At 43.7% G+C, this 13,698-nt stretch carries 13 protein-coding genes; 5 read left to right on the top strand and 8 right to left on the bottom strand.

Annotated elements, in window-relative coordinates:
- Positions 1 to 30 precede the first annotated feature (30 nt).
- The 4 genes from phoU to HMPREF1705_RS04670 all read left to right on the top strand — a co-directional run bounded on the left by phoU (position 31) and on the right by HMPREF1705_RS04670 (position 4,054).
- Positions 31 to 723 (top strand): phosphate signaling complex protein PhoU, encoded by a 693-nt coding sequence (gene phoU / locus HMPREF1705_RS04685; protein ID WP_009202040.1) that lies wholly within the window; start codon positions 31 to 33, stop codon positions 721 to 723.
- Positions 720 to 1,430 carry a response regulator transcription factor gene (locus tag HMPREF1705_RS04680; RefSeq protein ID WP_009202041.1) on the top strand — a complete coding sequence of 237 codons (711 nt, stop codon included), beginning with the start codon at positions 720 to 722 and terminating at the stop codon, positions 1,428 to 1,430. The genes phoU and HMPREF1705_RS04680 overlap by 4 nt, the downstream gene beginning before the upstream one ends.
- A complete protein-coding gene (locus tag HMPREF1705_RS04675) occupies positions 1,414 to 3,183 on the top strand; it encodes a sensor histidine kinase (protein WP_009202042.1) in 1,770 nt (589 codons plus the stop codon). The genes HMPREF1705_RS04680 and HMPREF1705_RS04675 overlap by 17 nt, the downstream gene beginning before the upstream one ends.
- A 172-nt stretch (positions 3,184 to 3,355) precedes the next feature.
- Positions 3,356 to 4,054, top strand: coding sequence for a transglycosylase SLT domain-containing protein (locus HMPREF1705_RS04670; protein WP_040348746.1), 699 nt, complete (start codon positions 3,356 to 3,358; stop codon positions 4,052 to 4,054).
- A gap of 71 nt (positions 4,055 to 4,125) precedes the next feature.
- Here HMPREF1705_RS04670 and HMPREF1705_RS04665 read toward each other — a convergent pair whose 3' ends face one another.
- The 8 genes from HMPREF1705_RS04665 to HMPREF1705_RS04630 all read right to left on the bottom strand — a co-directional run bounded on the left by HMPREF1705_RS04665 (position 4,126) and on the right by HMPREF1705_RS04630 (position 12,639).
- Positions 4,126 to 4,518 (bottom strand): class II SORL domain-containing protein, encoded by a 393-nt coding sequence (locus tag HMPREF1705_RS04665; protein ID WP_009202045.1) that lies wholly within the window; start codon positions 4,516 to 4,518, stop codon positions 4,126 to 4,128.
- 59 nt (positions 4,519 to 4,577) lie between these two features.
- Complete coding sequence (locus HMPREF1705_RS04660; RefSeq protein ID WP_009202046.1) at positions 4,578 to 5,369, bottom strand: hypothetical protein; 792 nt, start codon at positions 5,367 to 5,369, stop codon at positions 4,578 to 4,580.
- Between the two features lie 34 nt (positions 5,370 to 5,403).
- On the bottom strand, positions 5,404 to 5,892 hold the full coding sequence (locus HMPREF1705_RS04655; protein ID WP_009202047.1) for a DciA family protein: 489 nt from the start codon (positions 5,890 to 5,892) through the stop codon (positions 5,404 to 5,406).
- A complete protein-coding gene (gene mnmG / locus HMPREF1705_RS04650) occupies positions 5,889 to 7,775 on the bottom strand; it encodes a tRNA uridine-5-carboxymethylaminomethyl(34) synthesis enzyme MnmG (RefSeq protein WP_009202048.1) in 1,887 nt (628 codons plus the stop codon). The genes HMPREF1705_RS04655 and mnmG overlap by 4 nt, the downstream gene beginning before the upstream one ends.
- Positions 7,776 to 8,840 carry a DNA replication/repair protein RecF gene (recF, locus tag HMPREF1705_RS04645; RefSeq protein ID WP_009202049.1) on the bottom strand — a complete coding sequence of 355 codons (1,065 nt, stop codon included), beginning with the start codon at positions 8,838 to 8,840 and terminating at the stop codon, positions 7,776 to 7,778.
- Complete coding sequence (gene dnaN, locus HMPREF1705_RS04640; protein ID WP_009202050.1) at positions 8,830 to 9,984, bottom strand: DNA polymerase III subunit beta; 1,155 nt, start codon at positions 9,982 to 9,984, stop codon at positions 8,830 to 8,832. Before dnaN ends, recF begins: the two co-directional genes overlap by 11 nt.
- Positions 9,985 to 10,197: 213 nt before the next feature.
- Entirely contained in the window at positions 10,198 to 11,538 is a 1,341-nt protein-coding gene (dnaA, locus tag HMPREF1705_RS04635; RefSeq protein WP_009202051.1) for a chromosomal replication initiator protein DnaA, read from the bottom strand.
- Between the two features lie 300 nt (positions 11,539 to 11,838).
- The gene (locus HMPREF1705_RS04630; RefSeq protein ID WP_040348749.1) at positions 11,839 to 12,639 is read right to left on the bottom strand and encodes a metallophosphoesterase family protein; all 801 of its coding nucleotides are present in this window, start codon (positions 12,637 to 12,639) and stop codon (positions 11,839 to 11,841) included.
- A gap of 42 nt (positions 12,640 to 12,681) precedes the next feature.
- On the opposite strand from HMPREF1705_RS04630, the gene HMPREF1705_RS04625 reads away from it, so the two are divergent.
- Positions 12,682 to 13,698: a phosphohydrolase gene (locus HMPREF1705_RS04625; protein WP_009202053.1), complete on the top strand. Its 1,017-nt coding sequence runs from the start codon at positions 12,682 to 12,684 to the stop codon at positions 13,696 to 13,698.

The raw sequence follows: 13,698 nt of genomic DNA, 5'->3' as shown, positions 1-13,698 counted from the left end.
TAATTGACATAAGAGGTCGGTGATGGAGTGATGGATATTAACATTAGAGAGCATATAGACCTAGAATTAAAAAATCTGGAGGAAAAACTCTTAAAACTTGGCAAGCTGGCCATAGATGCCGTATCTCAATCGGTTCTTGCTTTAAAAGAACAGGACGTAGACAAGGCCAAGGCGGTAATAGAGGGTGACAAAAATCTTGACGATATGGCCGAGGATATTGACATGAGCTGTTTGAAGTTTATGGCCAGATTTCAACCCTTGGGACAGGACTTGAGGACGGTGTCGGCAATAATGCATATGGCAGTCGACTTAGAGCGTATAGGCGATTACGGCGCAAGCATCGCAAAAAGGGCGATCAAGCTTTCCGACAGACCCCATATAAAACCTCTCCTGGATATACCCAGAATTGAAAGCGACATACGTAAAATGGTCTTTCTCGCCCTTGATGCCCTGATGGAAAAGGATACGAAGAAGGCCGAGGATGTATGTCGTATGGACGATGAAGTTGACGACCTTGAACGCCAGATATTCCGCGAACTTCTGTTGATCATGATAGAAAGACCGCAGGTAATACAACAGGCAACCGAGCTTCTTCTTGTCGCCCGAACGCTTGAAAGAGCCGGAGATCATGCTACAAATTTAGCAGAAAGGGTTATCTATATAGTCACCGGGAAAAAGATAAGTGCCTCTCAAATAAGGAGGCCTAGGGAGGAAAACTCTTGAGCGGTGAAAAAATACTTCTCGTAGAAGACGAAGAGAATATAGCTTCCCTCGTAAGCCAATACCTCTCAATGCAGGGATATGAAATAATAAAGGCCGCAGACGGAGATAGAGCTTTGGAGATTTGTTACGAGTCGTTGCCGGACTTGATCATATTAGACCTCATGTTGCCAATTATGGACGGCTGGGAGGTGTGCAGGAGACTTAAGAAAGACCCCATAACGAAGGATATACCCATAATTATCTTGACCGCAAGGCGTGACGAAAGAGACGTCATTGAAGGTTTAGAGCTTGGTGCCGACGATTACGTAAAAAAACCTTTTTCCCTGGCTGAACTTCACGCGAGGATTAAGACCATCCTTCGCAGAGCCCATCCAGCTTCCCCTCAAAATGAAACGATAAAGCTTGGTAAGCTGGAACTTATTGCTGATGCGGATATCCTGACATACGAGGATATAAAGATAGTGCTAACCCCCATAGAGACTGAGCTGATAAAGATATTGATGAAAAATGCACCAAAGATAGTCTCGAGGGAACAGCTGCTGGCGAAGGTGTGGGGGACATATCTTGGAGAGACCAGGACCATAGACGTTCATATAAGCAGATTGAGGACGAAGGTCAAGAAGGCTGGCTTGAACTTCAACCTAATTGAAACTGTCAGACATCGAGGCTACAGGCTCGGCGGTGACATCAATGATGAAAAGCATTAAGGGGCAGATAGTATTCTTCACGGTCTTTCTAGTCTTACTCACAATATGCTCATCGTGGTATTTATCTTCTAAAGCATTTCAAAATTCATTGATAAATCAGGCCTTCGAAGAACAGAGCCTCACGCTAGAGAATATTGAGAAAGCAATTGCAAAGCTAAATCGATCGGAGGCCATCCGTTTTTTAGCCCAAAAAAATTTTGCCCATTCAGACAGAATATCTCTTTACGATTTAACTGGAAAAATAATATGGGATAGCAAGCCGGAAGAGGCAAAAATAGAATATTTATCGGGGAGCGCTGATTTTCAAAGAGCTTTAAAAGAACCGCTGGTCTTCGACAGTATTTATAATAAAGCAAAGAGAACCTATTTGACCCACATGTTGAAAAAAATTTCCTTGAGCGATGAAGAATTGATCATAGTGTTATCCCGATCATTGAATCTGTTGACCTCGGTAAAAGGGGGCTTAAATTTATACTTTTTCCTGCTGATGTTGATCCTTTCTTTTTTTGCTGTTTTACTAAGCCATTTTATTATAAGAAAAATATTAACCCCCTTGGAAGAATTGTCCGGCGTAGCATCAAAACTCGCAGAGGGAAAAGAGGCCAGGTTTTCTCTCATCGGCCCTCCAGAGATATCGAATTTAGCGAGGAGCTTGAGAGAGATGGCGGAAAATCTGCAAAACACTTTAAAACTATTAAATCAACAGAGAAACAATCTAAAACAATTGATAGACTATCTCCCCGCAGGCGTCATCCTGATAGACAGCGAAGGCAAGATACTCTATCTTAACAAAAGCACGATAGATATATTGGATATGGCTCAAGGAGATTACATCAATAAACTATTCATAGGTGTAATAGGCCTTCCCAAACTGATAGAACTTTACGACGAATTAAAAGAAAGATCCGAAGCGGAATCGACCATTGAAGTAACCAATCAGAATAAAAGATACTTAAATTGTAAAGCAAAGCGTCTAGAAAAAGGTTATCTCTTCTTGATCACAGACATCACCGATCAGAAGCAAATGGAAATCGCCAGAAGAAACTTCATCGCCGATGCAAGCCACGAGTTTCAAACCCCTCTCACCGTAATAAAGGCCGCAACGGAAATCTTGGCATGTAATCCCGATATGGAGGCCTCCGAACGTGAAAAGTTGTTGCAAAAAATCACAGAACAAGAGGATCGACTCTCCAGGTTGGTAGACGACCTTCTGTATCTCGCTAAACTTGAAAGCCAACAAATGACAATAACAAAGGGAGAAAGAGAGACCGTAGATATCGTCTCAATGCTTAAAGATCTGGCGAGTGAATATAAAGGCTACCCCCAGGCCAGGTATATAGAATGGAAGGTGGACTTGCCCTTCACTCGCGCTCCTATAGAAGCCTCCTACGACGCTATAAAAAAAGCCCTGGGCAATATAATCGATAACGCGGTCAAATATACACAGCAAAAATTCAAGGACCAAAAGGGAGGACTTATCTGTATATCCCTAGATGAGAACAAAAATTTTTGGCATGTGAGCATATCGGACAACGGCGTAGGAGTGCCGTCGAACACGACTGAAGATATCTTCGCGAGGTTTAAGAGAGGCTCCTTTAAAACAGGATACAGAGAAAAATCAGCCGGCTACGGTCTTGGCCTTGCCATAGCGAAAAATATAATAGAAGGACACGGAGGAATCATAGAGTTAAAATCGCCTGTAAATCCGACCACCTTTCTTGTAAGTTTGCCGAAACTACGTAAAAAAGATTAAGTCGGGTTGGCAAAATCCAGCAAAACATGTAAAATCAGATTTGCAAATATAATCCACTTATTTTGTTGTATACAATAGATCGCCCATGGGCGGTCTATTGTGTTTTTAAGACAGGCCAAAGGGAAATTTCTCTCTTCCGTGGCCATAAGTGCAATTTTTCAAGGAGGTTGTGATGATATTGAGACATTCGCTGGATATCAGCTCTCGAATCATAAAGATAGTAACTATATTTCTATTTTTCAGTATATTTTTATCCATAACGACACGAAGCGATAGTGTGGTAAACAACGAACCTGTAAAAAAAACGTTAAATCTTCAGGAACAAGTCATTAAAGCCCTAGTTGCAACGGGAAATACCCCCAAAGACGTACTTCGGTGGCAAGAAGAACACCCCAATTCGTCCCTCAGGTTTCTGGAAGAAATGCCCCCTGAGGAACAGGAGAAAGTAGGCAAGCTGGCCATACACATAAAAAAGACCAACCCGAAGCTGTCTTCAAAAACCGTGTGGAGAGAAGCCTGTGCTTTCGTTCACTATGGAAAAAAATATGGCATTTCGGAAGATCTGTTGGTGGCAGTCGCCAATACCGAAAGTCACTTTAACCCCAAGGCGGTGAGCAAAAAGGGGGCTGTGGGCGTGATGCAGGTCATGTGGAATATTCATGCAGGATTGTTGTCTGCCAACGGTATAACATCGAAAAACTTACTGCATGACCCGGAACTTGGAATAGCTGCCGGAGCCCTGCTGTTATCCCGCTATACGAGAGCCTATGGCTCGGAACATAAGGCCCTTGACCGATATTACGGAAAAGCTTCTTCTAAATACAAAAGCGTAGTTAACAATCACCTAAGGACGCTTCAAGAGATCTTATAAACAAAAACCATCCCCTGATAAATTCCGGGGGATGGTTTTTGTTTTACTTTGATTATTGTGATGGCTAATATCTACTTAACCTTTATCTCTTTGGAGTTTTCCCAAAGCCCGTGAATATTACAATAAGACATCGCCAAAAGCGTGCCAGATTTGTTGAGTTTGATTTTTGCCACCGCATAGGGCTCGCTATAGGCCGGGCCAGTATTAGGGCCGTTTACGTGCTCACCGTGGGCGTTGAACTCGTATGTACCAACTTCAAAGGGAAATTTCTCGTCCTCTCCCTTAAAAAATAGCTTTATCCATCTTATATGATGTTCTGTAGTATTGGGATGCGGTATCTCCTTGCCGACGCTCACTGTAACGGTAAAAGCTTCGCCCGAGGCCACCTCTTCGGGAGCTTCGATAACGGGAACGTGTTTTTCACCCTTCCAGTCGCCTGACTGTATCAATGTTTCAAATTTCATATCCAATCCCTCCTTCTATAGGCGATAGTCTTTTAAAAACAATTTTATTTTAACATACTTTAAAAATTTGGCCATATCTCGTCCTCATTTCGCCCGCCTTTGACGTTGTATATCCTACCCCTCGCCCTATCCCAGGCATAAACGCCGGATCCACCTCTTGGCCTTCCAAGGGAATCGAGAAAGGTCATTTCATGGACAAGGGCGGTATCGACGGATATGTATCCGTATATTTTTCTCGCATAGGGAAGCCTCCCTAAGACCTTAGGGTTTGGCCACCCCCCAATAGGCGGCAAGGGTGCCCTCACTTTCAGCTTTTCAATTATATCAACGACTTCTATTGGAGCAGTCCTTATTCCGTATATCCTGGCTCCTCTGGATTCATAAAGCTGAAGCAGTAAGCTTCTGGCAAGCCAGGCAGCTCCCTCATTATTTAATGACAGCAACGATCCTACTGCTACATAAAGAGCATCAAAGGCTGCCAGCGGTTTTGGAACCAGCTGTGGAATCCACAGCCCCCCTATCTCGTCCCATTTTGCCGGATTCCCCTGAGGATAAATCTCGTCTATTAACTTCAAAGCTAAAGCAGCCTTTTCCTCTTCCGTTACATCCTCCTCGAAAAGGCTATGCCACATGTCGTATTGTGACATATTCTTCGGAGCCTTTTCCAATAAATTTTTCTGCAGTATCAGACCTTGAGCCTCTCCACGTTCTTTCTCGCCGTAAATTACAAAAAGATCTTCTATTTCCTCAGCATTTGATATTTTTGTCAAGTATGAGGGAAAGATAAGAATTATAACAACCGCAATAAAAGTCAATTTTTTAATCAAATTAAATAAGTGACTTTTTTTCATAAAACGCCACCTCTTTTTCTTAATATTATTAAAATTATTTTAAGGAATTAAACCTTCTGTTATAAGCTATATATAGCCTGCAAAGTCCATCTAACACATCTTTAGGCAGGCCTTTCTGATTGAATCTGCTTTTTACCCTTTCGATATCATCTGTCGAGTAACACCTTAAAATCGGCTTAAACCGGTGACGGTTGCCTTCATTCAAAGATCGGGATCCGACAATAGGTTCCACTCTACCGATATTAACCAAGACCGACTCGATCTTAACGCCCTTGGAGAGGGCTTCGGAAATTATTCTCCCCGACATCATCATGATCTCCTGAGCCACAGATGGAGAATCGGCTACAATCTTCAGTTTTCCCTTTAACAAACTAACAGGTCTTGACCTGCTCGACACTCTGCCTGCAAGTTCAGGCCATGCACTGCTTACTTTATAAAACTCCAGAAAATTCTTCAGGTTTACCGATGAAGCCTTATCAATGACCTCGGCTATGTGTTTTGGTTCTCTTATTTTCCTCCTCATGACGCTTTATTTTTACTCCTCATCTCCAAATACATCCACAAAATTTGAAGGTCGGAAGGTGTTACCCCCGATATTCTACCTGCCTGCCCCAAAGTGCCGGGCAGGATTTTTTTGAGTTTCTCCCTTCCCTCGGAAGAAAGGCCTTTAATTTCGTCGTAATTTAAATCCAAAGGTATGCGTAATTGCTCTATCCTTTGCAATTTAGAAGCAAGGCTCGTCTGTCTTTCTATGTAGCCAGAATACTTAACCTCGATCTCTATTCTGGATTTTATTTCTTCGTTTAAACTCTCTTCCAATGGAGCTATTTTATATAAAATATCGTAGTCAATTCCCGGCCTTTTGAGCAAATCGTAAGCGCTTACAGTTTCTTCCAACTTTGGTTGATTTAAAGAAGACAATAATGTATTTACCCCATAAGATGGATAAATCTTCGTACCCTTGAGGCGATCGATTTCCTCGTCCATGGACTTCCATTTCTTTAATAAGAGGCTCCATTTTTCGTCGTCTATAAGACCAAGCCTTCTTCCTATAGGCGCAAGCCTCTTGTCAGCATTGTCGTGTCTCATCAGCAGCCTGTACTCACATCTGCTCGTGAGCATCCTGTAGGGCTCTTCCGTCCCCTTAGTCACGAGATCGTCGATGAGTACACCTATGTAAGCTTCATCTCTGCCTAGTACTATGGGATCTTCTTTTCGTAACTTCAATACGGCATTAATGCCCGCCATCAATCCCTGGGCTGCCGCCTCCTCATAACCGGATGTGCCGTTTATTTGCCCTGCAAAGAAAAGTCCCTCTACCAATTTCGTCTCTAGCCAGGGATAAAGTTGTGTCGGAGGAAAATAATCGTATTCGATGGCGTATCCTGGTCTCAATATGTGTGCCCTCTCACATCCTGGAACGCTTCTTACCATTTCCACCTGCACATCATAGGGCAAGCTTGTGGAGAAGTTTTGCATATAAATTTCCTTCGAATGACGGCAGGTGGGCTCCAAAAATATGGGATGAGATTCCTTCTCAGGAAACCTCATGACCTTATCTTCAATAGAAGGACAGTATCTGGGCCCGGGACTGTTTATCTCTCCCTTTGCCATTGGGGAACGGGTAAGAGAGGACTTTATTATCTCATGCGTCTTTGCCGTCGACCTCGTCAAATAACAGGAATAGCCGCTATAGATCCGCGGTATCCCCCAGTGGCTGAAACATAATGGTTCATCTGCAGAATCCTGTTTAGTCAAAGAAGTAAAATTAATAGTATCAGCATGAAGTCTTGGCGTGGTATCAGTTCTTAATCTTCCCGTTATGAAACCTATTCGTTTTAAAGAGTTTGATAACTCTAAAGAGGCCATCTGGCCCAGTGGCCCCGATGGAAAGCTGTGCGAACCTATAAATACCCTGCCATTCGTATAAGGACCCGTGGTTATTATCACGCAAGGAGAATAATACTCCTCTCCCAACCATGTCTTTACTCCTCTAACCCTTCCCTTCTCGACCCAAAGGTCCGTTACCAGAGCTTGGTGGACATAAAGGTTAATTGTAGTCTCCAAAGTATTTCTCATGTATTTATGGTAATCCGACAAATCGCACTGTACCCTAAGCGCCCTGACAGCAGGCCCTTTTGAAGTATTCAGCCATCTTATATGAATGGTAGAGGCATCGGCTGCCTTTGCCTGTTCTCCGCCCAAGGCGTCTATCTCTCTCGTAATATGCCCTTTGGCCGGACCGCCTATCGAGGGATTACAGGGCATCAATGCAATATTATCCAGATACAAATTAAGAAGGAGGGTTCGCGCCCCCATCCTCGCCGAAACTAAAGCGGCCTCACATCCGGCATGTCCTGCTCCCACCACTATAACATCGAAATTCCTTTCGTCTTTATATATCATCTATGCGGATAAACCTCCTCGACATATATGCCAAACCTTTGCCGGAAAATCCTCAATATAGCCTAACTGTTCATCGGCCGTGGCAGTTATAACTTGCCAGTTGCTCTCAAAAAGCGCCTTTATCAACTGCTCTTTACCTTCCCGATCCAGCTCGGCCGTCACCTCGTCCAATAATATTATAGGACTTCTTTTCAGCTTATACTCGACGACCTTTGCTGATGCCATCATAAAAGCAACGGCAAGTTTTCTTCTCTGCCCTCTGCTTAAGGCCTGAAATGCAGGCCTTCCCTTTACCGTTATTCTCAAATCGTCTCTATGGGGTCCCACCAAGGAAACTTTTCGGGCAATTTCTTCTTTTTTAAAGAAGGCAAGGGATTTATAAAAAGCTTCTAAGGGGTCTTCATAGTAATCCTTGTTTCCCTCTTCGATGTCGACCTCAAAGTCGAACTCGACCAAATGGGACGATACCTCTTTAAGTCCCACCTTTAACAGGTCCACAATGCTTCTCCTGTAAGACCAAAGCCACGCAGCTACGGGTGCCATAGCTTTAATCACGGCATCGTCGTATCTGCCCGCCCGTAGAATATAATTTTTATGGCGCAGGAGCTTTCTGTAGTCATATAATCTCCTGGCATACAGCGGAACTATAGTAGCACAGAGGTGATTTAAGAAATTCCTTCTGATCGCAGGAGATCCTTCTATCAACCGAACGTCGTCACTCCAAAAGGACAGACAGGGAACATGAAGCCTTAACGTCGAAGCGCTGCATTGTTTTCCTGCAACCGATATTGTTCGTTTGTCCTGTATCGAGACCACTACGGATATGTTCTCTTCTCCGTTAAATTGCGAATAAAGCCTTGCCTGGCCGGGGCTATCCCAATTTACGAGATCCCTTAGCTTTCCCCGCTGAACCTGACCCCAACCGCAAAGCATGGACAAAGCCTCAAGCGTGTTAGTCTTTCCCGATGCATTAGGTCCTACGACGACATTTAAGCCTTTATGCCAGGATATTCGCACTGGTTTTAAATTTTTATAATTCAGCCAATAGGTTTGGCTAAACCACATCTGCCTCTTCTTCCTCGCCTAACAGCTCTTCGGGCAACACTACAGGCATTAGAATGTAAAGGAAATTATCGCTGCTTATTTTTTGCAACCTCATTTGCCCGTGAGGACCATTAAAACTCATCCTTACCGATGAATCCCCTATGGCCTTTAATCCCTGCAATAAATAGGCGACGTTAAAACCCACTTTCAGAGGTTCTCCATCCACCTCGGCAGCCATTTCGACGAAGCCCTCTCCAACGTTTTTAGCAAAGGCAGATATTGACAAATTTCCGGCAGGCTTTAAGTCCATTATTATAACTTTATTAAAATCTCTCACTATTACCTCTACTTTCTCAAGTGCATCAATCAACGCCTGACGATCGATCGTCATCCATGTAGTCCTGTCGGAGGATATAATTCTATCGTAAGGGGGAAAAAGAGATTCAACCCTTCTAATGGAAAGCTCTATATCATCGCCTCTGAAATAACATTGGGAGTCATCGTATAATATCTCTATAAGACTATCTTCATCCAGTGTCGAAAGTATCCTCTCAAGCTCATTTATCCCTCTGATGGGTATTAGGATACTATCTTCCTCAGTCGATCCTTCCATCAGATCCGCTTCCGAAAGGGAGAGTCTTTTGCCATCGGTGGCAATTAGCTTGAGGGAGTTCCTTTTAAATTCAATTAATGCACTTGATAGGTATTGAGGAAATTCTTCATTAGTTGAACCCGTAAAAGAACCTTCCCTTATCGATCTGGATAGATCTTTCGATTTTATACGGCAGGCCAGCTTTGCCGATTCCGAAGAGGGTAGCTTTGGGAATTCCTCTGTAGGATAGGTTGTGAAGTTGAATTGGTTTTTCTCGTGCCTGATCGTTACTTTTGTGTTAGTGGCTTCTATAGTAAAGCCGTGGGATAGCTTTTTTAATATCTCCCCTACTCCCTTGGTTGGAAATATGGATTCTCCTTCTTCCTCAATTGTGACATCGTGTATTAAACATTTTATGGATGTCTTGAGGTCCGTCGCCATCAAGATAACGTTGTTGTTATATGCCTTTACATATATGCCTGACAGGATAGCCGATGTCTTTGGTCCTCTGGAGGTCCTTTCTGTAATTTGCCAGCTTCTAATTAGTTTTTGGTCATTAATTTTTATCCTCATTTTACAATGCCCCTCCTATTTATTACTTTTATTTAAATAATATAAAAAATAGTAGTGACAGTAATAGGTGCGGTGGATATTGTGGATAACGTGGAACAAGGCCGATCTGCTTGAGTTTTCCACAGTGGATAGATGTGCGAAGAAGCTCGGAATCTATCCACAATATACGCATATTAGCTGGAATAAAAATTATATATGTGGATTTATGACAACTTATCCACTATTAGACCGCAAATTACTCAACAAGTTATCCACAATCTTTTTCATCTTCAAATCTTCCTTCATCATCTCCTCAATCTTTCTACAGGCATGAAGGACGGTCGTATGGTCCTTCTTATTAAAGGCTATACCAATCTGCTGTAAGCTGGACTCAGTCAATTCTCTGGACAAATACATGGCTACCTGTCTTGCCAAGGCAATATCGGCAGTTCTTTTTGAGCTTTTCAGGTCCTCAACGTCAAAACCAAAGTAGGAAGCGACGGCATCCTGAATGAGATCGACCGATATAGGTCCCTGTTGTTGCATTTTTATAATATCTTTCAGCCACTCCGTGGCATTTTCCACCGTTATCGGTTCCATATTGAGTTGAGAGCACGCTATTATTCGGTTCAAAGCTCCTTCTAGCTCCCTTATGTTACTGGGGATGTTTTGAGCCAGAAAATAGACGACGTCCTCGGGGATGTCATATCCTCTAAATTCCGCCTTCTTTTGAAGTATCGCTATTCTAGTCTCCAGATCGGGAGGTTGTATGTCCGTTACAAGTCCCCATTCAAATCGGGAGACCAACCTCTGTTCTATACTCTGAATTTCCTTGGGAGGCCTGTCAGAACTTAAGACGATCTGTCTTTTTGCGTTGTGCAAGCTGTTGAAGGTGTGAAAAAACTCCTCCTGGGTGCTCTCTTTGTTGGCCAAAAACTGTATATCGTCTATCAAGAGGATATCCACATTCCGAAACTTGGCCTTGAATTCCTGTGTCTTGTTGTTTTGTATGGCCGATATCAGTTCATTAGTGAATTTTTCGGAACTGGCATAAACTACACGTGCGCCCGGCAGGTGTTCCAATACGTAATGACCTATGGCATGCATCAGGTGAGTTTTCCCAAGACCCACGCCTCCCCAGATGAATAAAGGATTGTATGCTACCCCCGGAGATTCGGCCACGGCAAGGCTTGCGGCATGGGCTAATCTGTTGGATTTCCCTACTACGAAGGTATCGAAATAATAGTTAGGGTTGAGTCCGTCGGGATTCGGAGGTGGTGGTTGTTTTAAGGCATTTTCAGCTCTCTTTTGTTCTCCATCGCGCACCTCCGTCCCCACTACCAGCTCAACTTCCCTGGCAATACCCCTGTCGGCCACGAGATCTTTAAGCCCGCTCAAGAAGCGAGATTGAATTTGTTCCTTTACGAAAACGTTAGGAACATCGAGGACTAGTTTTCCTCTGTCAAGGGAAATGGGTAAACAGGTCTTAAGCCATATTTCAGTAGCCCCCTGAGGGAGTTTTTCACGAGCTATCGAAAGAATGTCTTTCCACGTATCGTTTAACTTGTCGTCCACAAAAAGGCCCCCCTTGGTTATCCACAGGTTATCCTAAATATTACCACATATTTTCCACAAAAGTTATCCACATATACACAAGTTGTTGACCAAACATGTGGATAACTTTTTTCTTCATTGTGCGTCAACCATGGGATTTCGATTATTAAAATCAATTTAGTGAACTATGTAATTTATAGTGAAGGAGCGCGATTACGTAGTTATCCACAGGTTATTCACCGACTGTGTATAAGTTTCTGTGAAGTTATCGAGACTTTACTGGCTAATTGATCACACCATAGTGAATAAATATGGGAATCCTTATATCCGGATGATGTATTTTTCCACATCGCCGACGTTGAAATCACAAGGGGGAAGATAAACAAAGCATCTGGGCCAACCGTATCCGTAGCTTGCTGAAAAGATGGTCATACATCTGTTGTCGAAATTGAGCTTATACCCTCTATTAGGTACGTATTGGTGTCCCCTTATCAGGAGTTTCGCGCCTGTTAGCTTCAAAAAAGCTTCCAAATCTTCGGCGTTAAAGGGTTTTGTTCCTCCTCCGCGGGGCCAATAGCCTTCATCCAGAGGGTCGTTCCACAAAATTTGCATCCCCAAAGGATCGGTGGCCCTTATTCTGGAAAGATCGTCTATATTTGAGGGAATCGGTTTTGGGACGCCACCGTGTAAAGCGATTACGTCATCGAAAAGGGCGATTAAGGGCAGAGACTCGTACCAGGAGATAATATCTTCGATTACCCCTTCGTAGCCTTTGGCTATTAATTCGCTGGCGAAGGAATAGCGTATATTCATATCCCAATCTTCGTGGTTGCCTCGAAGTAATATCACTCTTTCTCCGTTGTTTATTTGAAAGTTGATGATGTCTTCAAGTAAGCCCATACAATCTGGACCCCTGTCCACGTAATCCCCTAGAAATAGAAAAAGGGAATCTCTTTCGTCGCTCGTTATTTCTAAGATTTCTTTTAGGGAATCGCGCTCTCCGTGGAGATCACCTATAATTATCAAAGGGAGATCTCTTCTTCTTTTGATCATATTTTCGTGACGGTCGGGACGTTTTATATTAAGCTCTATACTGCGTGATATGAGTTTTTTAAGACACATGCAAATCACCCCTTTCAAATATTGGAGGTGCAGTTTATTTTGATGAGGCCTTTGATTAATATAATAAGCCATACAGACCTCGACGGCGTAGTGGCCGCTGCCGTGGCCTGGCATGCCCTCTATCCGGATAACTCTCCCCTGCAGATTTATTTAATAGGATATGGGGATGTGGACAACGTAATCTTCGATTCGGTGAAGTCGGGAAGAAGCCTTGTCGTTTTGGATTTATTCTGCCAGAGGAGGGAGACGATCGATTTAATAGACAACTTTTTCGATGGAGGTTCGCCAATATGTTTTGATCACCACAAGACCACTTTGGAACGCTGGGGCAACAGGTCCTGGCTGAAGATAGATACATCGTGTTGTGCTGCCAAGGTTTACTATAATTGGCTCATGTCACTTGAACTTCCAAAAAACGTAGAGGAACGCCTCTTGCCGCTTTCTGACATAGTTGAAGTCGCAAACGACAGGGATCTTTGGCTGGGACAGATTCCCGAAAGCAGGCTTTGGCAGGCGTTGATCACGATGTGCGGACCCTGGAGCGTTTTAGGCAGGCTTATAGCCAATCCTTCCTCATCCCTCTCAGAAGGAGAGTACGAGGCGACCGTGACTTTCGTCAGGGATCAGGAAGAGCGGTTCGCAACGGCTTTGGAAAGGGTAAAACGCTTCGGAGACGATCTTGTGGCCGTAGGCCCGGAACTGTTGCAGTTTGGGGATGTCTCCGATTTTTGCGGCCTAATTTTGGATAGGAACGAGGATCCCCCAAAAATGGTCGCCGTTGCGAATAAAAAGGTCACGGGCGAGTGGGCCGTTTCCCTTAGAAGCAGGACGGGATTGGCCGGAAAGATAACGGGGATGTTGCGCGATGGCAAAAAGATCCATGGAGGTGGTCACGGCGATGCAGCTGCCCTCTACTTCCCTTCCCATTATTCCCTTGAGCAGATTTGCGATTCCATTCTCTCGGCGATCAAATTGATTTCAGAGCAGGAGACGCCCATTTCCATGACTCTGGGAGATATGCTTAAAAATAGGCTGAAGCAAGGCGAGGAGCGAAAGTGA

Origin of the sequence: Acetomicrobium hydrogeniformans ATCC BAA-1850 (genome assembly GCF_000160455.2) — a bacterium.
Classification (GTDB): domain Bacteria; phylum Synergistota; class Synergistia; order Synergistales; family Acetomicrobiaceae; genus Acetomicrobium; species Acetomicrobium thermoterrenum.
The sequence above is the reverse complement of the archived record's forward strand: the minus strand, read 5'-3'. Positions and strand labels throughout refer to the sequence as shown.